Annotated in this window: 21 protein-coding genes; 12 read left to right on the top strand and 9 right to left on the bottom strand. The window is 67.6% G+C overall.

The window, feature by feature from the left end:
• Window position 1 precedes the first annotated feature (1 nt).
• Complete coding sequence (gene moaA, locus AB0M24_RS27650; protein ID WP_363773859.1) at window positions 2–1,060, bottom strand: GTP 3',8-cyclase MoaA; 1,059 nt, start codon at window positions 1,058–1,060, stop codon at window positions 2–4.
• 115 nt (window positions 1,061–1,175) lie between these two features.
• Between moaA and AB0M24_RS27645 the strand changes: the two genes are divergently transcribed.
• Genes AB0M24_RS27645 through AB0M24_RS27630 form a run of 4 tightly spaced genes read left to right on the top strand, consistent with a single transcriptional unit; the run spans window position 1,176 to window position 4,867 of the window.
• On the top strand, window positions 1,176–1,622 hold the full coding sequence (locus tag AB0M24_RS27645; protein WP_363773856.1) for a MarR family transcriptional regulator: 447 nt from the start codon (window positions 1,176–1,178) through the stop codon (window positions 1,620–1,622).
• Window positions 1,623–1,626: 4 nt separating this feature from the next.
• Window positions 1,627–2,418, top strand: coding sequence for an HAD-IIA family hydrolase (locus tag AB0M24_RS27640; RefSeq protein ID WP_363773853.1), 792 nt, complete (start codon window positions 1,627–1,629; stop codon window positions 2,416–2,418).
• Window positions 2,419–2,471: 53 nt separating this feature from the next.
• A complete protein-coding gene (locus AB0M24_RS27635; RefSeq protein ID WP_363774007.1) occupies window positions 2,472–3,257 on the top strand; it encodes a metallophosphoesterase in 786 nt (261 codons plus the stop codon).
• A 14-nt stretch (window positions 3,258–3,271) separates the two neighbouring features.
• Entirely contained in the window at window positions 3,272–4,867 is a 1,596-nt protein-coding gene (locus AB0M24_RS27630; RefSeq protein ID WP_363773850.1) for an AMP-binding protein, read from the top strand.
• On the opposite strand, the gene AB0M24_RS27625 is transcribed toward AB0M24_RS27630, so the two are convergent.
• On the bottom strand, window positions 4,864–5,370 hold the full coding sequence (locus AB0M24_RS27625) for a DUF3558 family protein (RefSeq protein ID WP_363773847.1): 507 nt from the start codon (window positions 5,368–5,370) through the stop codon (window positions 4,864–4,866). The genes AB0M24_RS27630 and AB0M24_RS27625 overlap by 4 nt on opposite strands.
• Before the next feature lie 117 nt (window positions 5,371–5,487).
• Here AB0M24_RS27625 and AB0M24_RS27620 point away from each other — a divergent pair, with 117 nt between their 5' ends.
• Window positions 5,488–5,880, top strand: coding sequence for a VOC family protein (locus AB0M24_RS27620; protein ID WP_363773844.1), 393 nt, complete (start codon window positions 5,488–5,490; stop codon window positions 5,878–5,880).
• Between the two features lie 59 nt (window positions 5,881–5,939).
• Here the strand turns inward: AB0M24_RS27620 and AB0M24_RS27615 are convergent, their stop codons facing one another.
• Window positions 5,940–6,314, bottom strand: coding sequence for a YccF domain-containing protein (locus AB0M24_RS27615; RefSeq protein WP_363773841.1), 375 nt, complete (start codon window positions 6,312–6,314; stop codon window positions 5,940–5,942).
• 22 nt (window positions 6,315–6,336) lie between these two features.
• On the opposite strand from AB0M24_RS27615, the gene AB0M24_RS27610 reads away from it, so the two are divergent.
• On the top strand, window positions 6,337–7,293 hold the full coding sequence (locus AB0M24_RS27610) for a Gfo/Idh/MocA family oxidoreductase (protein WP_363773838.1): 957 nt from the start codon (window positions 6,337–6,339) through the stop codon (window positions 7,291–7,293).
• On the opposite strand, the gene AB0M24_RS27605 is transcribed toward AB0M24_RS27610, so the two are convergent.
• The gene (locus AB0M24_RS27605; RefSeq protein ID WP_363773835.1) at window positions 7,275–8,477 is read right to left on the bottom strand and encodes an Nramp family divalent metal transporter; all 1,203 of its coding nucleotides are present in this window, start codon (window positions 8,475–8,477) and stop codon (window positions 7,275–7,277) included. The genes AB0M24_RS27610 and AB0M24_RS27605 overlap by 19 nt on opposite strands.
• A gap of 40 nt (window positions 8,478–8,517) precedes the next feature.
• Window positions 8,518–9,060, bottom strand: coding sequence for a TetR family transcriptional regulator (locus tag AB0M24_RS27600; RefSeq protein WP_363773832.1), 543 nt, complete (start codon window positions 9,058–9,060; stop codon window positions 8,518–8,520).
• Window positions 9,061–9,112: 52 nt separating this feature from the next.
• Between AB0M24_RS27600 and AB0M24_RS27595 the strand changes: the two genes are divergently transcribed.
• Window positions 9,113–9,730, top strand: a complete 618-nt coding sequence (locus tag AB0M24_RS27595; protein WP_363773829.1) for an HAD hydrolase-like protein — start codon at window positions 9,113–9,115, stop codon at window positions 9,728–9,730.
• Here the strand turns inward: AB0M24_RS27595 and AB0M24_RS27590 are convergent.
• Complete coding sequence (locus tag AB0M24_RS27590) at window positions 9,702–9,905, bottom strand: hypothetical protein (protein WP_363773827.1); 204 nt, start codon at window positions 9,903–9,905, stop codon at window positions 9,702–9,704. The genes AB0M24_RS27595 and AB0M24_RS27590 overlap by 29 nt on opposite strands.
• Before the next feature lie 124 nt (window positions 9,906–10,029).
• Between AB0M24_RS27590 and AB0M24_RS27585 the strand changes: the two genes are divergently transcribed.
• Both AB0M24_RS27585 and AB0M24_RS27580 read left to right on the top strand, forming a co-directional pair.
• Entirely contained in the window at window positions 10,030–10,419 is a 390-nt protein-coding gene (locus tag AB0M24_RS27585; protein ID WP_112271356.1) for a cold-shock protein, read from the top strand.
• 13 nt (window positions 10,420–10,432) lie between these two features.
• Complete coding sequence (locus AB0M24_RS27580; RefSeq protein ID WP_363773824.1) at window positions 10,433–11,017, top strand: HD family hydrolase; 585 nt, start codon at window positions 10,433–10,435, stop codon at window positions 11,015–11,017.
• On the opposite strand, the gene AB0M24_RS27575 is transcribed toward AB0M24_RS27580, so the two are convergent.
• The 3 genes from AB0M24_RS27575 to AB0M24_RS27565 are packed head-to-tail and all read right to left on the bottom strand — an operon-like array spanning window position 11,014 to window position 13,742.
• Window positions 11,014–11,448 (bottom strand): DUF2771 family protein, encoded by a 435-nt coding sequence (locus AB0M24_RS27575; RefSeq protein ID WP_363773821.1) that lies wholly within the window; start codon window positions 11,446–11,448, stop codon window positions 11,014–11,016. The two genes, AB0M24_RS27580 and AB0M24_RS27575, sit on opposite strands and share 4 nt — an antisense overlap.
• Before the next feature lie 31 nt (window positions 11,449–11,479).
• A complete protein-coding gene (locus tag AB0M24_RS27570) occupies window positions 11,480–12,982 on the bottom strand; it encodes an MFS transporter (RefSeq protein WP_363773819.1) in 1,503 nt (500 codons plus the stop codon).
• Between the two features lie 4 nt (window positions 12,983–12,986).
• Complete coding sequence (locus tag AB0M24_RS27565; RefSeq protein WP_363773817.1) at window positions 12,987–13,742, bottom strand: glutaminyl-peptide cyclotransferase; 756 nt, start codon at window positions 13,740–13,742, stop codon at window positions 12,987–12,989.
• A 58-nt stretch (window positions 13,743–13,800) separates the two neighbouring features.
• Between AB0M24_RS27565 and AB0M24_RS27560 the strand changes: the two genes are divergently transcribed.
• The 3 genes from AB0M24_RS27560 (at window position 13,801) to AB0M24_RS27550 (ending at window position 21,761) form a co-directional block, all read left to right on the top strand.
• Complete coding sequence (locus AB0M24_RS27560) at window positions 13,801–14,538, top strand: DUF3027 domain-containing protein (RefSeq protein WP_363773814.1); 738 nt, start codon at window positions 13,801–13,803, stop codon at window positions 14,536–14,538.
• Window positions 14,535–17,309 (top strand): hypothetical protein, encoded by a 2,775-nt coding sequence (locus AB0M24_RS27555; protein WP_363773811.1) that lies wholly within the window; start codon window positions 14,535–14,537, stop codon window positions 17,307–17,309. Before AB0M24_RS27560 ends, AB0M24_RS27555 begins: the two co-directional genes overlap by 4 nt.
• A gap of 945 nt (window positions 17,310–18,254) precedes the next feature.
• On the top strand, window positions 18,255–21,761 hold the full coding sequence (locus AB0M24_RS27550; protein ID WP_363773808.1) for an ATP-binding protein: 3,507 nt from the start codon (window positions 18,255–18,257) through the stop codon (window positions 21,759–21,761).
• Window positions 21,762–21,767: the final 6 nt, after the last annotated feature.

The following is a 21,767-nucleotide window of genomic DNA, read 5'->3' as shown; positions in this document are numbered from 1 at the left end:
GTCAGCCTCCGATTGCGCTCATGGGACGGTCGGGCTGGTGGAAGCCCGCGTCGTTGATGCCGTGGCCCGCCGCCTTGGCCCACATGGTGGCACGCCACGCGTCGGCGATCGCCGAGTCGGGGCTGCCGTCGCGCAGCAGCGTGCGCAGGTCGGTCTCGGTCTGGCTGAACAGGCAGTTGCGGATCTGGCCGTCCGAGGTGAGCCTCGTGCGGTCGCAGGCGGCGCAGAACGGCCTGGTCACCGACGCGATCACACCGACGGTCGCCGGTCCGCCGTCGACCAGCCAGCGCTCGGCCGGCGCACCGCCGCGCGGGGTCTCCGACGGGGTGAGCGTGTACGCGGACGAGAGCATCGTGAGGATCTCGTCGGCCGTGACCATGTTCGTGCGCGTCCAGCCGTGCTGCGGGTCGAGCGGCATCTGCTCGATGAACCGCAGGTTGTAGCCGTTCTCGACGCAGAACCGCAGCAGCGGGACGGCCTCGTCCTCGTTCACGCCGCGCAGCAGCACGGAGTTGACCTTCACCGGCTCCAGGCCCGCCTCACGGGCGGCGTCGAGGCCGTCCAGCACGTCCGTGATGCGGTCGCGCCTGGTCAGCGTGGCGAAGCGGTCGGGGTCGAGGGTGTCGAGCGAGACGTTGATGCGGTTCAGGCCGGCGTCCTTCAACGACTTCGCCCGGCGCGCCAGCCCGATGCCGTTCGACGTCATCGACATGCGCGGCCGCGGCTCCAGCTCGGCCGTCGCGGCGATGACCTGCTCCAGGCCGCGCCGCAGCAACGGCTCGCCGCCGGTGAAGCGGATGTCCGTGACGCCCAGGTCGACGACCGCGATCCGCATCAACCGGATCAGCTCGGCGTCGGTGAGCAGCTCGTCCTTCTGCAGCCAGTCGAGGCCCTCGGCGGGCATGCAGTAGGTGCAGCGCAGGTTGCAGCGGTCGGTCAGCGAGACCCGGAGGTCTTTCGCGACCCGGCCGAACCTGTCGACGAGCAGCGGCGAGTCGGGTCGTGCCGACGCGTCAGGCACGCCGCGCACAACGGGTAGTCCCAGGTCCACTGCTGTCACCCCTACCAGGGTAATCAACATCCTCTTGTGGATGACGCTACAAATAGGGTTTCTCACGTTCCGCCCGTTTGGAGCACTGTCACAAGGAATTGTCTTAGTTGCTAAGATGTTCCACATGGAACCGGAGGCGCTGGAGAGGTTCACCTGGTACATGCGGGAGCAGAGCGCGCTCACCGTCATGTTCCACACGAAGGTCGCCGAGCAGATGGGGCTGTCCGCGACCGACGAGAAGTGCCTCGATCTCGCCATTCGGGCGGACGGACCGCTCACGGCGGGCCGGATCGCCGAGCTGTCCGGCCTCTCGACCGGTGCGGTCACGGGCGTCATCGACCGTCTCGAGCGTGCCGGTTTCGTCCGTCGTGTCCGGGATCCGCACGACCGGCGCAAGGTCCTCGTCGAGGTCACGCCGGGTGACCTCGAAAAGTTCGCGGCCCCGTTCATGAAGGCGCAGCAGAGTCTGGTCGAGGTCCTCGACCAGTTCGACGCGGACGAACTCCAAGTGATCGAGCGTTATCTCCAGCTCCAGATCGAGACGTTCCGCAAGCGCGTGATCGATACTTAGGCCCATGTGGCACTACTTGATGGACATGGACGGTGTTCTGGTTCACGAGGACCACCTGATCCCCGGCGCTGACGAGTTCGTCGCGGAGCTCCGCTCCTCCGACACCCCGTTCCTCGTGCTCACCAACAACTCCATCTACACGCCACGAGACCTGCGCGCGCGTCTGCAGCGCACCGGCCTGGACATCCCGGAGAAGTCGATCTGGACGTCCGCCCTGGCCACCGCCAGGTTCCTCGACTCGCAGCGCCCGAACGGCTCGGCGTTCGTGATCGGCGAGGCCGGCCTCACCACCGCGCTGCACGAGATCGGCTACGTGCTGACCGACCGCGACCCGGACTACGTGGTGCTCGGCGAGACCCGCACCTACAGCTTCACCGCCATCACCAAGGCCATCCGCCTGGTCGAGGAGGGCGCGAAGTTCATCGCGACGAACCCGGACGCCACCGGCCCGTCGCGCGAGGGCTCCCTGCCCGCGACCGGCGCCGTGGCGGCGTTGATCGAGCGCGCCACCGGTCGTGAGCCCTACTACGTCGGCAAGCCGAACCCGTTGATGATGCGGTCGGCTCTGCGCGCGCTGGGCTCGCACTCCGAGAACGCTCTCATGATCGGCGACCGGATGGACACCGACGTGCGTTCGGGCCTCGAAGCGGGCCTGTCGACCATCCTCGTGCTGTCCGGGATCTTCACCGCGGAGCACGCCGAGATGTACCCGTATCGGCCGACGCGCGTGCTCAAGTCGATCGCCGAGCTGGTCGGTCACTCTCAGGACCCGTTCGGTGACTGGGCTGGCCACTGACGCGCGAGGGCAAATCACCTATCGTCGCGGACGTGGACACGGATCGACGCCCGATGCACGTGGTTGGCGACGTGCACGGGCACCTCGCTGAGCTGACCAGAGCCCTGCACGTCGCTGAACTGTGCGACGAGGAGGGGCACTGGACGGGCGGTGAGGCCGAGCTGTGGTTCCTCGGCGACTTCGTGGACCGCGGGCCGGACGGCGTCGGCGTGATCGATCTGGTCATGCGGCTCGGCGAGGAGGCGGCCGAGGCCGGGGGCGCGGTCAACTCGTTGATCGGCAACCACGAGGTGCTGCTGCTCGGCATGTACCGGTTCGGCGACGAGCAGGTGCCGGACAGCGCGGGGCCGCGGTCGTTCGCGCGCAGCTGGCTGCTCAACGGCGGCCTGCGCAGCGACCAGGACAGGCTGACCGACGAACACGTCGAGTGGCTGACGACCCGGCCGGTGCTGAAGCTGCGCGACGACCACCTGCTGATGCACTCCGACACGGCGGCCTACCTCGAATGGGGGTCCTCGATCGAGGAGGTCAACGAGGCCGTTCGCCAGGTGCTCAAGGGCGACGATCTCGTCGACTGGTGGGAGTGCTGGCGCAAGATGACGACCCGGTACGCGTTCCGCGGTCCGCAGGGGCCCGAAATCGCGGACGAGCTGCTCGCGACGTTGGGTGGCAGCAAAATCGTGCACGGGCACAGCGTCATCGCGGATCAGCTCGGGGTGTCGCCGGAGCAGATCGACGGGCCTCTGGTGTACGCCGACGACAAGGTCCTGGCGATCGACGCCGGCCTCTACAGCGGGGGTCCGTGCCTGGTGGTCCCCTTGCCATACGCCGAAGCCTGACTACGGTCGGGTGGATGACCGCCAGCTACTCCTCGGGCACGTCCGCCGCGCCTCTGCTGGGCGACACCGTCCACGCGAACTTCGCGGCGACCGTCGCGCGCTTCGGCGATCGTGAGGCACTTGTCGACAAGGCCACAGATCGCCGGTGGACGTACGCGGAGCTGTCCGCCGAGGTCGACCGGGCCGCCGCCGGGCTGCACTCGCTGGGCGTGCGCAAGGGGGACCGGGTCGGCATCTGGGCGCCGAACTGCGCGGAGTGGGTCTTCGTGCAGTACGCGACCGCGCGGATCGGCGCGATCCTGGTCAACGTCAACCCGGCGTACCGCGTGCACGAGCTGGAGTACGTGCTGAACCAGGCGGGCATCCACACGCTGGTGTCCGCGCGCACGTTCAAGACCTCGGACTACGAGGCGATGATTCTCGAGGTCCGGCCTCGTTGTCCTGAGTTGCAGAACGTCGTGTTCGTCGACGATCCACAGTGGACTGGTTCGGAGCTTCCGGACGTCTCGCTGGACCGCGACGACCCGATCAACATCCAGTACACGTCCGGCACCACGGGGTTCCCCAAGGGCGCGACTCTCAGCCACCACAACATCCTCAACAACGGCTACTTCGTCGGCGAGCTGATCAGCTACACGGAGAACGACCGCATCTGCGTGGTGCCGCCGTTCTACCACTGCTTCGGCATGGTGATGGGCAACCTCGCCGCCACCAGCCACGGCGCGTGCGTCGTGATCCCCGCGCCGGCGTTCGACCCGGCGGCAACCCTTGCGGCGGTTCAGGAAGAGCGCTGCACGTCGTTGTACGGCGTCCCGACGATGTTCATCGCGATGCTCGACCTGATCGACGGCTACGACCTCTCTTCCTTGCGCACCGGCATCATGGCGGGCTCGCCGTGCCCGGTCGAGGTGATGAAGCAGGTCGTCGAACGCATGGGCATGCGCGAGGTCTCCATCTGCTACGGCATGACCGAAACCTCGCCCGTGTCAACGCAAACGCGCGTCGACGACTCACTCGACCGCCGCGTCGGGACGGTGGGGCGGGTCGGCCCGCACCTGGAGGTCAAGATCGTCGACCCGGAAACGGGCCTCACGGTTGCGCGTGGGATGCCGGGGGAGCTGTGCACGCGGGGCTACTCCGTCATGCTCGGCTACTGGAACGAGCCCGAGAAAACGGCAGAGGCGGTGGACCAGGCGGGCTGGATGCATACCGGCGACCTCGCGGTGATGGACGACGACGACTACGTGAACATCACCGGGCGGATCAAGGACATGGTCATCCGCGGCGGCGAGAACATCTACCCGCGCGAGATCGAGGAGTTCCTCTACACGCACCCGGACGTGCTCGACGCCCAGGTGATCGGCGTGCCCGACGCTCGCTACGGAGAGGAGCTCATGGCGTGGGTCCGCATGCGCGAGGGCGCGGCGCCGTTGTCTTCTGAGGCTGTGCGCGAGTTCTGCACCGGCAAGCTCGCCCACTACAAGATCCCGCGGTACGTGCACGTGGTGGACGAGTTCCCGATGACGGTCACCGGCAAGATCCGCAAGGTGGAAATGCGGGCGGCGGCGGTGGAGTTGCTGAGCCTCGACGACAGCACGAAGCACGCCTAGGGAAGCCGGGGTTCCACGTCCGTTGCGACGGCCTGGGCGATCGCGCACGACTTGGCGAGCTCGTCCGACGTGGCGCTGACGCTCACGGTGCCGTCGCCGACCTTGAACAGGACGCCGCACCTGGTGTCCGAGATCCCCCTCTTGGCGAGCATCGCGGTGTGCCCGCCGACGGTGATCTCCGACGTCTCCGAGTTCCTGCCCACCTGCAGACGTTCCGGCGTCGCGCCGTCGTACCCGTGCACGCTCACGACCTCGTAGAAGTCGGTCCGCCACGTGCAGCCGTCTTCGTCGCGCGACGTCTCCACCGTGAAGCGGTAGAGGGTGAACTCGTCCGGTTCGAAGAGGTCGCACCCGCTGGGCAACGCCTCGGCCTCCTCGGTCTTGGCGGCGGCAGGTGGCGAGGCCGGCGTGCTCGACGGCTCCTCGCCGAAGCTGGGGACCAGGATCGAGCAGCCGGACAGTCCGAACGCGACGGCGAGCACGGCGAGACGCGAGGTGTTCACGGAGCGAAATCGTCCCGCGAATCAACTATCCCCGCAGGTCACGAAGGGGTGAAAGGGCACTTGCGGATGCGGTGTGACGCGCGCAACATCGGTGGATTCCGTCGAACGGAGGCGCCCATGCTCACCGCCACCAGAACCACGACGATGCTGCCCGTGGAAGACCCCGAGCGAGCCGGGACCTTCTACGCGGACAAGCTCGGCCTCAAGCCCCTCATGACCGCCCAGGACGGCACGCGGCTCTTCGAGCTCGGCGCTGGCGACGCGCTCGGCCTCATGCCCGCCGAGAAGGGGGCGCAGACGGCTCACACGGTCATCAGCTTCGAGGTGCCGAACCTCGAGGACGAGATCCGCGAGCTCGAAGGCAAGGGCGTGGAGTTCGACGACTACGACCTGCCCGACTTCAAGACCGTCAACCACATCGCGGTGATGGGCAACGAGCGCGCGGCGTGGTTCCACGACTCCGAGGGCAACATCCTGTGCTTGCACGAGCTGTTGGGCGACGAGGCCTGACGGCGCGTGCCGAATGAGAGGTCTCCCGCTCCTCGCCCCCGACGAGGAGCGGGGGACCCTCAGGGGACGTCCACGATCTCCTTGCCGAGCGGCACCAGCGAGACCTTCACCAGCTTGAAGTTGGCGAGGCCGAGCGGGATGCCGATGATCGTCACGCACAGCGCGACGCCGGTGACGATGTGGCCGATCGCGAGCCACAGGCCGGCGACGATGATCCAGATGACGTTGCCCAGCAACGAACCCGTGCCCGCGCCCGGCTTGTCGACCACCTCGCGCCCGAACGGCCAGAGCGCGTAGTTCGCGATCCGGAACGACGCGATGCCCCACGGGATCGTGATGATCAGGATGCAGCAGATCAGGCCGGCGACCGCGTATCCGACGGCCATCCAGAACCCCGCGAGCACGAGCCAGATCACGTTCAGGATGAGGCGCATACCTCCAATCTAAGCTCACCTCATGAAGTGGGGTGTGATCGCTACCGGTGGAATCGCGCACGCGGTGACCGCCGACATGCTCAAGGTGCCGGACGTCGAGGTCCTCGCGGTGTCCTCGCGCAGTTTCGCCAAGGCGCAAGCGTTTGCCGCGCAGTTCGGCATCAAGCGCGCGTACGGCGACTACCGCGAACTGCTGAAAGACCCGGACGTCGAGATCGTCTACATCGCCACGCCGCACGGCCAGCACCACGAGGTCGCGCTCGCCGCCCTCGACGCCGGCAAGCACGTGCTGTGCGAGAAGGCCTTCGCGCTCACGGTCGCGCAGGCCGAGGAGATGATCGAACGGGCGAGGTCGAAGAAGACCCAGTTCCTCATGGAAGCCATGTGGACGCGCGTCAACCCGTTGATCCGCAAGGTCGTCGACGCGGTGCAGGCCGGTCAGATCGGCGAGGTGCGGACCATCACCGCGGACTTCGGCTTCCGGCACGAGTTCAACGACGACGACCGGCTGTGGGCCAAACAAGCAGGCGGTGGCTCGATCCTCGATCTGGGCGTCTACCCGATCTCACTCGCGCACCGGCTTCTCGGCGTGCCGACGCACATCGCGGCGCACGGCAGCCTCGCACCGTCCGATGTGGACGCCGACGCGTCGGTTCTCCTCGGCTACGAGAACGGCGCGCAGGCACTGCTGAGCTGCTCGCTCGTCGCGGACCTGGGTTGTGCGGCGGAGATCGTCGGCACCGAGGGCAGGATCGAGATCGTCGACCCGATGTACAACCCCACCAAGGTGATCATCAACGGGGTCGTGCACGAGACCGAGGACCTGGGCTACCGGCACCAGATCCACGAGGTCGAGATCGCGGTCGGCCAGCGCGCGGTGCAGCACCCCGACATCCCGTGGTCGGCGACGCTCGAGATCATGGGAATCATGGAGGAAGCGCTGCGCCAGGTCGGCGTTTCCTACGACACCGTCAGGTAGATCAGCGCCACGTTCAGCACGACCACCGCGAAGGCGACGAGCCAAGCGGAAGCGGTGACAGCGCGCCGGTTCGCATAGGAACCCATGACGGACCGGCGCGCGGTCAGCCACACCAGCGGCACCAGTGCGAACGGGATGCCGAACGACAGCACGACCTGCGACAGCACCAACGCGAACGTCGGGTCGACGCCGAACGCCAAAATCGCCAACGCCGGTACGAGAGTCACCAAACGCCGTGCCAGCAACGGAATCCGCACGTGCAGCAGGCCGTCCATGACCACGGCACCCGCGTAGCACCCGACGGCCGTGGACGCGAAACCCGAAGCCAGCAAACCCAGAGCGAACAGCAGCGCGATCCCGCCGCCCAAGGTCGAACCGACCGCCGCGTGCGCTCCCTCCAGCGTGTCAACGCCATCGCGACCGTGCAGCGCCGAAGCCGCCACCAGCAACATCGCCATGTTGACCGCGCCGGCCAGCATCATCGCGACCACGACGTCGACCTTGGTCGCGCCGAGCATCGACGGGTTCTTGCCGTGCCGGTCACGGGCCAGCGCCGAGTGCAGGTAGACCGCGTGCGGCATGACCGTGGCACCGAGCATGCCCGCCGCGAGCAACACGCTGTCCGCACCGTCGAACCGCGGCACGAGACCGCTCAAAGCCTCAGAACTTGAGGGCGGTGACACGAAGAGCCCGGCCATGAACCCGACCGCGATCACGACCAGCATCGTGGTGATCACGCGCTCGAACGGCTTCTGCCCGCGACGATCCTGCACCAGCAGCAGAACCGTCGACACCACACCGGTGATCACGCCGCCGAGCAGCAGCGGAAGATCGAAGAGGATCGAGAGGGCGATCGCACCGCCGAGCACCTCGGCCAGGTCGGTCGCCATCGCGACCACCTCGGCCTGACCCCAGTACGCGAGCCGCACCGGCCGCGGCAGGTGATCGCGCACCGCCTCGGGCAACGACTTCCCGGTGACCAGACCGAGCTTCGCCGACAGGTACTGCACGAGCCCTGCCATGACGTTCGCGACCACGAGCACCCACACGAGCAGGTACCCGTATCGTGCTCCCGCGGCCGTGTTGGTGGCCACGTTGCCGGGATCGACGTACGCGATCGCGGCGACGAACGCCGGACCGAGCAACGCCGCACCCGCGCGCCAGCGTGCCGAGACAGCGACCACCGGACACCTCCCCTTGTTGCCACATTATGGCAACAAGGGGTCAGGCCTCCAACGTGGCACGAGCCACTGTCACCACCGCGTCGATCGCGCTGTCGAGATCGCCGCTCGGCATCAGCAGGTGGCTCAACGCGAGCCGCACGGTCGTCTCCGCCGTCAGCCGCACGTGCCGGCCGGGGAAGTGCTCGGTGAGGTGGCGTTCGACGACCTCGGTCGCGTGGAACAGCACCGGATGGCCGCGAATCGTCAGGAACGGCAACAGGTCCTCGGCGTCCTGCCCGGTCAGCACGGCGGAGACCAGCCGGTCCTTCTCGGTCCGTTCGAAGGTGTAGCGGAACGCGGACCGCATCGCCTCCCACGGATCGGGATCTTCCTTGAGCCGCGCGACGATCCCGGAGAGGTACTCCTCGGTCTGATGGGCCGCGACGGCCTGAACCAACCCCTCCTTGTTGCCGAACTCGTTGTAGACGGTCTGTCTGCTGACGCCCGCGCGAGAGGCGACCTCGATCATGCGCAGGCCGTGGAAACCGCGGGCCGCGAGCAGGTCTGCGGCAGCGTCCAGTAAGAGCTCGGTGATGTCGCTCACCTCGTCAGCTTTACACAAAATCGATTCCTGTAAAGACGTAGAGTCGGGTTCTGTGCCGTTCACCGTGGGCTTTGACCTGGACATGACCCTGATCGACCCGAGACCCGGCATGGCCGCGGTGCTGAACGAGGTGGGTGCCCGCACCGGCCACGACCTCGACGGCGACCACTTCGCGTCGAACCTCGGCCCGCCCCTCGACATGACCTACCGCGAGATGGGCGTGCCCGAGGAGGAGATCCCGGACATGGTCACGCTCTTCCGCGCGCTCTACCCGGACGTCGTGATCCCCGCGACGGTCGCGCTGCCCGGAGCCGCAGAAGCTCTTGCCTGCGTTCGTGAGCTGGGCGGCCAGACCATGGTCGTCACCGGCAAGTACCGCAAGAACGCCGCGCTGCACCTCGAAGCGCTCGGCTGGGAGGTCGACCACCTCTACGGCGAGCTGTGGTCCACGGGCAAGGCCGAGTCGCTGAAGCTGCACGGCGCCGCGATCTACGTGGGTGATCACGTCGGCGACATGAAGGGTGCACGAGCCGCGGGAGCACTGGGCGTCGGCGTGGTGACCGGGCCTTGTTCACGGGCCGAGCTGGCCGAGGCGGGCGCGGCGGTGGTCCTGGAGGACCTGCGCGAGTTCCCGGAGTGGCTCAGGACTTCTTCTGGCGTGCTTTCCTGATCACCGCGATGATCCCGAGCCCCAGCCCGACGGCCGGCAGGTAGGTGGCGGAGACGTTCAGCCACACCGGCAGGTCGCTGTGGCCCGTGGCGAAGAGCACGAAGACCGCGATGATCGCCAGCACGCCCACGGCGAACAGGCCGACGGCCAGCGGGAACAGCTTCGGAGCGGTCATGAGAGCAGGGTAGTCGCGCTAACGGAGGTGCCCTACCCAAGGTCTTCTGGCTAGTCTGGTGAGACGCGTCTCGGGTACGCCTGGGGCGCGTTCGTTGTGCAGAAGTAAGGGAATGGTGAGCGCGGTGCCGACCGGCAAGGTCAAGTGGTACGACACGGAGAAGGGCTTCGGATTCGTCACCCAGGACGGTGGCGAGGACGTCTACGTCCGCAAAGCGGCGTTGCCTCCGGGTGTCACCGGTCTGAAAGCCGGCCAGCGCATCGAGTTCGGCATGGCGGAAGGCCGCCGTGGTCCGCAGGCGCTGTCCGTGCGCCTGATCGACCCGCAGCCGTCGGTCGCCGAGGCGCGCCGCCGTCCCGCGGAGGAGCTGCACGGCCTGATCGAGGACATGATCAAGCTCCTCGAGAACAAGGTGCAGCCTGACCTGCGTCGCGGGCGCTACCCGTCCGACAAGAAGAACATGAAGCTCATCGCCGAGGTCGTCCGGGCGGTGGCGCGGGACCTCGATCCGTAAAAAGATCGGCTCCATGTCTGAAGCGGACCGGATCGTCGAGTTCCTGTACGAAGTCGGCCAGCTCAAGCGCCTGCCCAGAGCGGGGTGGCTGTTCACCGGGGTGCAGAACCCCGAGTCGGTGGCCGCGCACTCGTTCCGGGTGGGCGTTCTGGCGTACGCGATCGCCGTCCAGGAGGGTGCGAACCCGGACCGGGCGGCGACGCTGGGCCTGTTCCACGACGTGCCCGAGACGCGGATCGGCGACATCCCGTACGTCGGCAAGCTCTACCTCGACGTGAAGATGCCGCCGGAAGCCGTGGCGCGCGACCAGGTTCAGCACCTGCCCGCGCCGCTCGCCGCGCACATCGAGGCGCTGGTCGCCGAGCACGAGGCCGCCAAGGACATCGATCACACGCCCGAAGCGCGCTGCTCCCGTGACGCGGACAAGCTCGAACTGCTGCTGCAGGCCCGCGAGTACCAGGCCGCGGGGATCACGAAGATGGAGCGCTTCATCCAGACCATGCAGGCGTCGGTCGTGACCGACACCGGCAAGGCCCTGATGGAGTCAGCACTGCGAATCGTTCCCAGCGAGTGGTGGGAAGCCTTCGGCAAGCGTTAGCGCGTGATGTCGACGACCCACGAACCGCGCATCAGCGGCTGGCCGGTCTCCAGCACCGCGCCGGCCGCCTCGTGCACCTCGATGCGCAGCAGCTGGTCGTTCTCGTTCGGCACGGCGAGCGTGTAGGAGAAGTTGTCGCCCTTGCCGAGCAACGGCGAGCTGCAGCCCTCCTGCACGCGCGCGGCGTTCTCGTACACGCACACGACCTCCCAGAGGCCGTCCGCGAGCTGACCGTCCACCGAGATCTGCACGACCTTGCCCGGCGGCACCTTCAGCGTGCCGGGCGCGTTCTTCTCGGCGCAGTTGTCGCCGGCGACGTCGCAGTAGATCGTCGGCTCGACGCGGATGGTCTTGCCGTTCGCGTAGAACGTGACCTCGGGATCGTGCTGCGGCAACGCGCAGCCGGTCAGCACGAGGGCACTGGCAGCCATTACAGAAGCAAGTCGACGCACGTCAGGCAGCCTACGGGGTCACCGCAGCCGGTCGGCGGACCAGGTGATGCAACGACGTGCCGTTGCGGTACATCCAGGTCTGGGTGAGGCCGAGCGCGAGCAGGACGGACAGCACCAGGAAGCCCACCCAGAACGTCGCGGGCAGCAGCACGCCCAGCGCGCCGCCGAAGACCCACGCGAGCTGCAGGATCGTCTCGGAGCGGCCGAACGCCGACGCGCGCGACTCCTCCGGCAGGTCGTCCTGGATCACCGAGTCGAGGCTGATCTTGGCCAGCGACGACGCCGTGGCGCCCAGCAGGCCGACGATCGCGGCGGTGACCAGGCCGGGCAGCGCGGCGGCCACGATCGTGGCGACCAGGGCCGTGCCGACGCAGGCGAGGATCACCTCGTCGGGTTTGCCGAAGTGCTGCCGCGCGCCGATCGCGTTGCCGAGGAAGCTGCCCGCACCCGCTGCGGCCGCGATCACGCCGAGCAGCAGCAGTTGCTGGAACGCGTCGCCCTCGGTCTGCGCGCGTACGACGAACGCGGCGAACAGCGTCAGGAACCCCGTCAGCATCCGGAGAGAGCCGTTGCCCCACAACGCGACCACGATGTGCCGGGACACGCGTTGCTTGGCGGGCTTGGGCGTGAGCGTCGCCGGGACCTCGCCCTCGGTCACCTCGACCCACGCCGGGATCTTCATGCACAGCACGGCGTTCACCAGGCACAGCGCGGCGGTGAACCACAGTGCGCCCGGCGAGCCGAACAGCTTCGCGAAGCCCGCGGCGAACGCGCCGAACACCGCACCCGCCGCGAGACCGAAGACGGTCATGCGCGCGTTGGTCTTCGACAGCGTGATGTCCGGTGGCAACACACGTGGGGTGATCGCGGACTTGAGCACGGTGAAGGACTTGCTCAACACCATGCTGCCCAGCGCCGCCGGGTACAGCAGCCAGCTGTCGAACTCCAGCGCCATCACGATCGACAGCACGATCCGGATCGCACAACTCGCGGCCAGCGCCAGCCGTCGGCCGCGCTGGATCTTGTCGAGCAACGGACCGATCACCGGCGCGATCAACGCGAACGGCGCGACCGTGATCAGCAGGTACAGCGCGACCTTGGTCTTGGACTCCGCCGAGGCGGCGGAGAAGAACAGCGTGTTCGCCAGCGCGACAGCCATCGCGGCGTCGGCGGCGTAGTTCATCATCACCGCGTAGGTGACCGACGACATGCCGGACTTCTTGGCGCCGTCGGCGTGGGCCGCGCGCCGGAACGCCGCGACCGCCTGCTGCGAGATCTGCTTGCTGCGGAACCAGGCGACGCGCGTGACCGTGAGCTTGCGCGGCGGCTTCGGCGTCGGGGTGGTCTGCTGATCTTGATTCGGCAGCGGGCGGGTGTTCTGGGGCCGGCGCGGGGGAGGCTGGAAACCGTGCTCGGACGTCGTCTCGCGACGCTGCCGCGGCTGGTACTCGTCGTCCTGCCACGGGTAGCGCTTAGGAGTCGGCTGGTCACTCCACCCGCGGTCGCCCGTCACACCGTCAATCCTGCCCCATCCCGTTGAACCTCACTCGGAAGATGGTCGGCCAGTTCTTGCCTGTGACCAGGAACTCGTTGGTGCCGGGGACGTGCGCGATCCCGTTCAGCACGTCGACGTTCGGGTCGGACGGCTTGAGCGACGACAGGTCGTAGGTGTTGGTGACGCTTCCGGTGGCGGGATCGATGCGGACGATCTCGTCCGTCTTCCACACGTTCGACCACACCTTGCCGCCCACGCACTCCAGTTCGTTGAGCTGCTCCAGCGGCTTGCCGTCCCGCGTGACCTGCACGCTTCCGGTTTCCTTGAACGACTTCGGGTCGCGGAAGGTCAGCTTCGCGCTGCCGTCGCTCATGATCAGGCGCTGGCCGTCGTCGCAGATGCCCCAGCCCTCGCCCTCGTAGCTGACGCGGCGGACCTCGTTCAGCGTCTTGCGGTCGCGTTCGATGGCCACGCCGTTGCGCCACGTGATCTGCCAGATGGTGTCGCCGACGACGGTGATGCCCTCGCCGAAGAAGTCCTGCGGGAGGTCGACCTTCTTCTGCACGTTGCCGCTCGACGGGTCGAGCGCGCGCATCGTCGACTGACCCTCCAGGCCGGTGCCCTCGTAGAGGACGCCGTCGACCAGTTCCAACCCCTGGGTGAACGCCGACGTGTCGTGCGGAATCTTCTGCAGGACTTCTACCTGCGGTTTTGCTTCTTGCTGGGTTGAGCAGGCGGCCAGAGCCACCGCGAGGACCAGCCAGACGGGTGAGCGCACCCCACGGAGGGTGGCACGAGTTTTCGTCCCGGCGAAGACCTGCGGCACAATTCACCACGTGACCGCGACTGAGATGCTCCTCGACGCCGTTGATCTCGCCCGCGCCGCCGCGCAGGAAGAGGCGGGTGTGGAACGCGTCGGCGCTCACGTCGGAGTGCACGGCGAGGACGAGTACTCCGTCACGCACCTGTTCGAGGCCGAGCACGCGGGCTACCGCGGCTGGAACTGGGCCGTGACCGTCGCCTACGCGGGCGAGGGCACGCCGGTGTCGGTCAGCGAGGTCGTGCTGCTGCCGGGTCAGGACGCCCTGGTCGCCCCGGAGTGGGTGCCGTGGAGCGAACGGGTCCGCGCCGGCGACCTCGGCGTAGGCGACCTGATGCCGCCGCGCGAGGACGACCCGCGCCTGGTCGAGGCGTACGTGCAGTCGGACGACCCGGCTGTGGAGGAGGTCGCGCTGGAGATCGGCCTCGGCCGCACGCGCGTGCTGTCCCGCGAGGGCCGCCTCGACGCCGCCGACCGCTGGGTGTCCTCCGAGTTCGGCCCGCGCTCCGACATGGCCCGCAGCGCCCCCGCGCACTGCGGCACGTGCGGCTTCTACACCCGCGTGGCCGGCGCGTTCGGTGCCGCGTTCGGCATCTGCGCGAACGAGATCGCGCCCGCCGACGGCCACGTCGTGCACGTCGAGTACGGCTGCGGCGCGCACTCGCAGGTCGAGGTGGAGATGGGCTCGCTCGTGCCGGTCGCCGACCTGGTCTACGACGACGCGCAGCTGGAAGTTCTGGACGCGTCGGAGTGACCGATCCGTTCGGCACCGAGGCCCTGCGCACCTCGGTCCTTTCCGCGTGGCGTGGTTCGCCGACCCGCTTCCGCGAAGACGCGAACGCTGAAGAAGACCTCCGTCTCGGTGGCTACCGGGACCGCCTGCTCGTCGAGCTCGCCCAGAACGCCGCCGACGCGGCGGGTGGTGAGCCGGGCGTGTTGCGGATCACCCTCGTCGACGGCGAGCTGCGTGCTGCCAACACAGGTGCTCCGCTGACCGCCGCCGGTGTTGCCGCGCTGGCTTCGCTGCGGGCTTCGTCGAAGGAGTCCGGCGTCGGGCAGTTCGGTGTCGGGTTCGCGGCCGTGCTGGCCGTGTCGGACTCGCCGCGGGTGGTGTCGACTTCGGGTGGCGTGGAGTTCTCCGCTGCTCGCACCCGTGCCGAGGTGCCGGAGCTGGCTTCCGAGCGCGGCGGCGACGTGCCGGTGCTGCGCCTGGTGTGGCCTTGCGTCGAGTCCGTCCCCGAGGGCTTCACGACCGAGGTGCGGCTGCCGCTCAAGGTCGATCTTTCTTTGGACGATCTGGCGGCCGAGGTGCCGGACCTGCTGCTGGCGCTGCCTGGTCTCCGTCGCATCGAGGTCGGCTCGGAGTCGTGGGAACGCTTCGTCACGACCGACGGCGTCGTCACGATCGGCACGACCAGGTGGCTGGTCGAGCAGGAGTCGGGAGAGCTGTCGTCGGAGTTCGTCCAGGGCGTCGAGCACCGTCCTGAGTGGACGGTCACGTGGGCGTACCCGCTGGATGCTCCGCTGGGTGAGGACGTGCTGCACGCGCCGACGCCGACCGACGAGCGCCTGTCCTTGCCCGCGCGGTTGATCGCGACCTTGCCCGTCGAGCCGTCGCGCCGGCGCATCCTGCCCGGCGCGGCCGCGTGGTCGGTTCTGGACGCCGCCGCCGAGTTGTACCCCGCCCTGGTCGCTCGGGTGCCTGCCGTCGAGCGCACCGCTCTGGTGCCGCTGCCCGGGTTCCCGCTGTCCGAAGTGGACGATCGGCTGCGCACGGCGGTGCTGCGCTCGTTGCGCGCCGCGTCGTGGCTGCCGCTGGCTTCGGGCGAGTGGATCGCCCCTGCGCGGGCTCGGGTGCTGGACGTCGGCTCCGAGGAGCTCGTCGAACTGGTCGAGGACGCGCTGCCCGGCCTGCTGGACGCCGAGCTGTCCGCGCCGGTGCACGCCAAAGCCCTGGCCGCTCTGGAAGTGCCGCGAGTCTCGACCGCCGAGGTCGTCGCGGCGCTGGCCGGTGTTTCCGGCGATCCCGGCTGGTGGCGGGACGTCTACGCGGCTTTCGCGCCGTTGGCCGAGGTCGACCCGGACGTTCGCGAAGCCCTGCAGTCGTTGCCGGTGCCGTTGGCTGATGGACGCACTGTCACCGGGCCTCGTACGACTCTGATCGCCGACGAACCGTTGCCCGGGCTGCGTGTCGTCCACCCGGATGCGGTGCACCCGTTGCTGGTTCGGCTCGGGGCCGTTGAGGCAGGGGCTTCCGAGCTGCTGGCCGATCCTTCGTTGCGCGAGAACGTGGCGCGGTCGCTGGAGGACGCCGAGGCCGGGCTTGATCCCGAGGACCTGATCGAGACCGTGCTGCGGTTGGTGGATCGGGCGGCGCTGCGGGCCGGCGAAGAGCCTTGGCTCGGGGCGTTGGCCCTGCCGGACTCCGAAGGCGAATGGCACCGCGCGGACGAGCTGCTGCTGCCGGACTCCCCGCTGGTCGGGGTCGTCGAGGCGGACGCGTTCCCGTTGCTGTCCAAGGAGATCGCCGAGGCGTACCCGCGTGCCGCGCTGGTCGCCCTCGGGGTGGTCGACGGGTTCTCGCTGGTGATCGACGACAAGCCGGCCGGACCTGATCACGATCTGCCGGACGAGTCCGCCTGGTGGGCTTCCGTGCCGGACGAGCCGCGTCGGGTGGTGGCTGTCCGGGATCTGGATCTGGTGGGGGACTGGCCCGCCGCGTTGCGGTTGCTGGCTTCGGATCCGGTTACCTGGCGGGCGGTTGCCGAGCCTGACGGGTACACCGGGTGGTGGATTGCTCGGCACGCCTTGCTGGCTGGGAAGGCTCCTCGGGAGTACCGGCTGGCTGAGGCTGGCTTGTTGGACGGGCTCTTCGACGTTGTGCCGGATCTTGAGCTGCCTGAGCACGTTCTGCGGGCTGCTGGGGTTCGGGCTCGGTTGGAGATCTGGGACGACGATGATGCCGAGTTCGTTCTTGACCGGCTCGGTGATGCTGATCGTGTCATCGCGGATGCGGTTGTGTTGCGGGCTTACTCGGCTTTGCCTGAAGGGGATTTTGCTCCTCCGGAGCGGGTTCGGGTGTTGTCCGGGCAGGTAGTGGCTGCGGACGACGTGGTTGTTTTGGATCACCCGTGGTTGCTTGGGGTTGTGCCTGCTTCTCGGGTGTTGCTTGCTGATGGGTCTGAGGAGCTGGCGGATCTTTTGGATCTGGCGTTGGCTTCTGAGGAGTTCGACGGGTTGCCGGATCTTGTTGGTGAGGTTGTCCGGTGGGAGGACCTTGCTGCTGTTCGGATGGCTTGTGAGCTGCTTGAGGTTGCTTTGCCGGATGGCGTTGTGGTTGTGCATGAGCAGCTTGTTGTTGATGGGCAGCGGGTTGAGTGGTGGATGGCCGATGGGGTGCCGCATGCTGCGGACACGCCTGAGGGGTTGGCTCGGGCGTTGGCTTGGGTTGCTGGGCGGTGGGGGGATCGGCACACGTTCGCTGCGCTGATCACTGATCCGAGTGCGGCTACTTTGCTTGGGTGACTGCGCCGTTTTGCTTGGGTGAGGCCGCCGTTCCGGCGGGCGCTTCGGTTGCCGTTGCCGTCTCCCTGTTCCGTTGGCGGCTGGCGGTTTCGTGTCCGTAGGTGGTGCTGTTGCGGGCGTCGCTATCTGCTGATTTCTGGGAGCTCTGCCCCAGACCCCGCCAATCTGATCAAAGACCCACCAGCGCCGTGGGCGGGTTGATGGCACGCCTGTTGCTTTGGGCGGCTGCCGGTTGCGTTGTTGGTTGCGGTGGTGGGGTGGGTCCCGTCACGAGTCGCGTCGGAGCGAGCCACACCAGAGGGGTTGGGTCAAGTCGACGAAAAGCGTGTCGACTTGACCCAACCCCTCTGGCGCGGCCAACGATCAGCCACGACTCGTGACGGGACCCACCCCACCTAGAGTGTTCGCTAAAAGCAGCTCGGCTTCGCCTTCGCCTTGGCTCGCCTTCGGCGTCGCCTCTTGCCTCGGCTTCGCCTTCGGGTCGGCTCGCCTTCGGCATCGCGGTTGTCCTGGGGGTGTGAGTTGCGTGTCATGTTGCTCACTCGGCTCCCTTCGGGAGCCTTCGTTGTGCGTTCGATCTCCGTCTGCGCTCCGGATGGGCTGAAACGATGCCCATTGTCAGGTGAAACGAGCAGCTCACAGAGGCCCTCAAATGTCCATATAGGACTAACTGGAGGCTGGTGCGCCATGCTCCGTCCACCGGCTGGCGTACTGCCTGCCCACGGCGTGTCCGGGGTGATGGGGTCTCAATCGGGTGCGGAGGCGAGCGAAGTGACTGCTTTCGCAGGTCGGCAGGGCTTTGACCGGCGGGTGCACGGGTACTCCCGCCCGTGGTGCGAGGTTTGACGAGGGTAGTTTCAGCGCCCGTACGGGCGTCCTGCGAAAAATTGTCAGTCCAGGCAGATACCCTGCTGGCAGTCCGCACACAATCAGGGAGAAATACCCGTGACCGCAGAGACCCTGTACGGGGCCGACGACCTGACGCACCTCGAAGGGCTCGAGGCCGTCCGCAAGCGGCCAGGTATGTACATCGGGTCGACCGACAGCCGGGGCATCAACCACCTCTTCAGCGAGATCGTCGACAACTCGACCGATGAAGGCGTCGCTGGCCATGCGACGAAGATCGTGGTCACGCTGCACGCCGACGGCAGCGTCCAGGTCGACGACGACGGGCGGGGGATCCCGACCGACGTGCACGCGAAGTCCGGTCTGTCCGGTGTGGAGCTGGTGCTGACCAAGCTGCACGCCGGCGGCAAGTTCGGTGGCTCCGGCTACAAGACGTCCGGTGGTCTGCACGGCGTTGGTGCCTCGGCCGTGAACGCGCTCTCCCATCGTTTTGACGTGACGGTGCGCAACGGCGGCAAGGTCCACGAGATGTCGTTCGCCCACGGTGTTCCCGGCGTTTTCGACGGGCCCGGGCCCAAGGCGAAGTTCGCTCGCCAGGGCGGGTTGAACGTCGTGGGCAAGATGAAGCGCAACGAGTCGACCGGCACGTCGATTCGCTACTGGTACGACGCCCGCTACTTCGAGAACAACGCCGCACTGGACGTCGAGGCCGTGCGCACGAAGCTGCGCAACACCGCGTTCCTCGTGCCCGGCGTGACGTACGTGCTGCGCTCGGCGTTGGAAGAGACGATCTCCGAAGAGGTCTTCCACTACCCCAACGGCCTCAGCGACATGGTGGACTTCCTGGCGCCGTCCGGGGATCGCGCGGTGTCCGGCACGCTGCTGATCACGGGCTCCGGCACGTACTTCGAGAACGCCGCCGACGAGAACGGCGTGATGCGGTCCAAAGTGGAGCGTCAGGCCGAGATCGAGGTCGCGCTTCGCTGGGGAACCGGCTACGAGCGCACCGTCGAGTGCTTCACCAACACGATCCGCAACATGCACGGCGGCACGCACCGGCGCGGCTACGACCGGGCCGTGCTCAAGGCGATCCAGGACGCGATCTCCAAGACGCGCGGGCTGTTGAAGCCCAAGGAGGACCCGCCGACGCTGGACGACGTGCTGGAAGGCATGACGGCCGTCATCCACGTGCGGATTCCCGAGCCGCAGTTCACCTCGCAGACCAAGGACGAGCTGTCCACCGCGGGCATCACCAAGGTGCTGCAGGGGATCGTCGACCAGCAGGTGCGGGCGTGGACCGAGGACCGCAAGACCAAGACCGAAGCCAAGACGGTGCTGCAGAAGGTCGTCGACGCCTCCCGCGTCCGGCTCACGCAGAAGCAGCAGAAGGACGCGGCGCGCAGGAAGACGGCCCTCGAAGGCGCCGCGATGCCCGCCAAGCTCGTCGACTGCCGCACCACAGGTGTTTCGCGTAGCGAACTATTCCTGGTCGAGGGCGACAGTGCATTGGGTTGCTTTACGAAAGAAACTCACGTTTCGCTCGCGTCTGGCAAGTCGCTGTCGTTCGGCGAACTCGTCGACGATTGGGCACGCGGAGTCACGCACTTCGGTTACGCCACCAACAAGGCGGGTCGAGTCGTCGTCGTGCCGTTGGTCGAGCCGCGGTTGACGAAGAAGGACGCGTCGCTGGTCCGCGTCACGCTGGACAACGGCGAGTCCGTGCGATGCACCCCGGATCACCTGTTCCGGTTGCGCGACGGTTCCTACCGCCGCGCGGACGCCCTGCAACCTGGCGATTCGCTGATGCCGCTGTACAGGTCGGTGTCATCGAAGGCGGAAGGCCACAAACTCGAGGGCTACGAGCGGGTCTGGATGAACGACCGGCAGGAGTGGGTCTACACCCACTACCTGGCCGACGCGTACAACCTGCGCCACGGGCTCGACAGCACCGAGAACGGCAACGTTCGCCACCACGTCGACGTCGACAAGCGGAACAACGACCCGCGCAACCTCAAGCGCATGACGTGGGAGGACCACTCCGCACTGCACGCCGCGATGATGGGCGAGCACGTGCACGAGGGTTACCGCGCGTGGCTGGCGGCAGGCGGGACCGAGCTCAAGTCCGCGATGCTGTCCGAGCAGTGGAAGAACCCGGAGTTCCGCGCGTCCTGCCTGGCGCGGCTCGCCGACCTGAACCAGGACCCGGAGTTCCGCGCTCGCATCGAGCAGGGCTTCCAGGACTGGTACACGGCGCTGAGCGTCGAGGAAAAGGCCGCCTACGCCGAGCGCATGCGGGCGATGCAGGCCGAGTACTGGGCCAAGCCTGAGCATCGTGCGGCGGCTGCCGAGCGGGTGCGCGCGTTCTTCGCGCAGCCCGGCAGGCGCGATGAGTGGCGTGAGCGCTCCTTGGTGCAGTGGCAGGACGACGAACTGCTGGCGTGGCGTTCTCGCACCACGATCGAACAGTTCGCGGACCCGGCCGAGCGGCAGCGGCAGCGTGACGCGGTCCTCGCCTGGCACGAGAAGAACCCCGAGTTCGGTCGCGAGCACTCGGCGCGGATGAAGCAGCGGATGGCGGACGCCTCCACTGGTCACCTGGAGAAGATCCAGGCCGGTCGTCGCGAGTACGTCGAGTCGACGCCGCGTGCCGAACGAGTGGCCAAGCAGGTCGAAGGCCGGCGGATCGCCGCGTTGAAGCGGCTGGCGCCGATGCTGGACACGCCGTCGAACTTCGAGCTGGCGTTGTCCTACGAGCTCGACCGCAGGGAGAACGCCAAGACTGGCCTGAAGTTCCTCAAGGTTCTGGCGCACTTCGACGACGACTTCGTCCGGTTGCGGGAAGCGGCGTCGATGGTGAACCACACGGTCGCTTCCGTGGAGGCGTTGGCGGAGCGGGAAGACGTCTACGACCTGACCGTGGACGGTTACCACAACTTCGCGCTCGAAGCCGGTGTGTTCGTCCACAACAGCGCTCGCATGGCTCGCGTTTCCGAGTATCAGGCGCTACTTCCCTTGCGCGGCAAGATTCTCAACGTCCAGAAGGCGTCGCTCGCCGACACCCTGCGCAACGCCGAGATCGCGTCGATCGTGCAGGTGCTCGGCGCCGGCACGGGCCGCACGTTCGACGTCAGCCAGATGCGGTACGGCCGCGTGATCCTGATGGCCGACGCGGATGTAGACGGCAGCCACATCCGGACGTTGCTGATCACGTTGTTCGCCAAGTACATGCGGCCGGTGATCGAGGACGGCCGGCTGTACGCCGCGATGCCTCCGTTGCACAAGGTCATGACGCGCGGGCGGAACGCCGAAACGCACTTCACCTTCACCCAGCGGCAGATGGAGCAGAAGGTCGCTCAGCTGGAGAAGGCGGGCAAGCAGGTCGTCACGCCGGTGCCGCGGTTCAAGGGTCTGGGCGAGATGGACGCGGACGAGTTGTGGGAGACCACGATGAACCCCATGACCCGCAGCGTCCGGCGGATCACGATGGACGACGTCGACGCCGCCGAGAACGCGCTGGAACTGCTGATGGGCGAGAAGGTCGAGCCGCGCCGCAACTGGCTCATCGACTCCTCCGCACGGGTCGACCAGTCGGCCATCGACCTCTGAGTCTCG

Source organism: Lentzea sp. NPDC051838 (assembly GCF_040681245.1).
Classification (GTDB): domain Bacteria; phylum Actinomycetota; class Actinomycetes; order Mycobacteriales; family Pseudonocardiaceae; genus Lentzea.
Note: the sequence above shows the minus strand (reverse complement) of the source record. Positions and strands in the feature narration are given on the sequence as shown.

Bases quoted from the DNA above. Each gene is read 5' to 3' on its own strand.
- AB0M24_RS27620 (WP_363773844.1), top strand. From the start codon at position 5,488: ATGCTCACCGCCACCAGAACCACGACGATGCTGCCCGTGGAAGACCCC.
- AB0M24_RS27645 (WP_363773856.1), top strand. From the start codon at position 1,176: ATGGAACCGGAGGCGCTGGAGAGGTTCACCTGGTACATGCGGGAGCAG.
- AB0M24_RS27630 (WP_363773850.1), top strand. From the start codon at position 3,272: ATGACCGCCAGCTACTCCTCGGGCACGTCCGCCGCGCCTCTGCTGGGC.
- AB0M24_RS27635 (WP_363774007.1), top strand. From the start codon at position 2,472: ATGCACGTGGTTGGCGACGTGCACGGGCACCTCGCTGAGCTGACCAGA.
- AB0M24_RS27615 (WP_363773841.1), bottom strand. From the start codon at position 6,314: ATGCGCCTCATCCTGAACGTGATCTGGCTCGTGCTCGCGGGGTTCTGG.
- AB0M24_RS27590 (WP_363773827.1), bottom strand. From the start codon at position 9,905: ATGACCGCTCCGAAGCTGTTCCCGCTGGCCGTCGGCCTGTTCGCCGTG.
- AB0M24_RS27580 (WP_363773824.1), top strand. From the start codon at position 10,433: ATGTCTGAAGCGGACCGGATCGTCGAGTTCCTGTACGAAGTCGGCCAG.
- AB0M24_RS27610 (WP_363773838.1), top strand. From the start codon at position 6,337: ATGAAGTGGGGTGTGATCGCTACCGGTGGAATCGCGCACGCGGTGACC.
- AB0M24_RS27640 (WP_363773853.1), top strand. From the start codon at position 1,627: ATGTGGCACTACTTGATGGACATGGACGGTGTTCTGGTTCACGAGGAC.
- AB0M24_RS27575 (WP_363773821.1), bottom strand. From the start codon at position 11,448: ATGGCTGCCAGTGCCCTCGTGCTGACCGGCTGCGCGTTGCCGCAGCAC.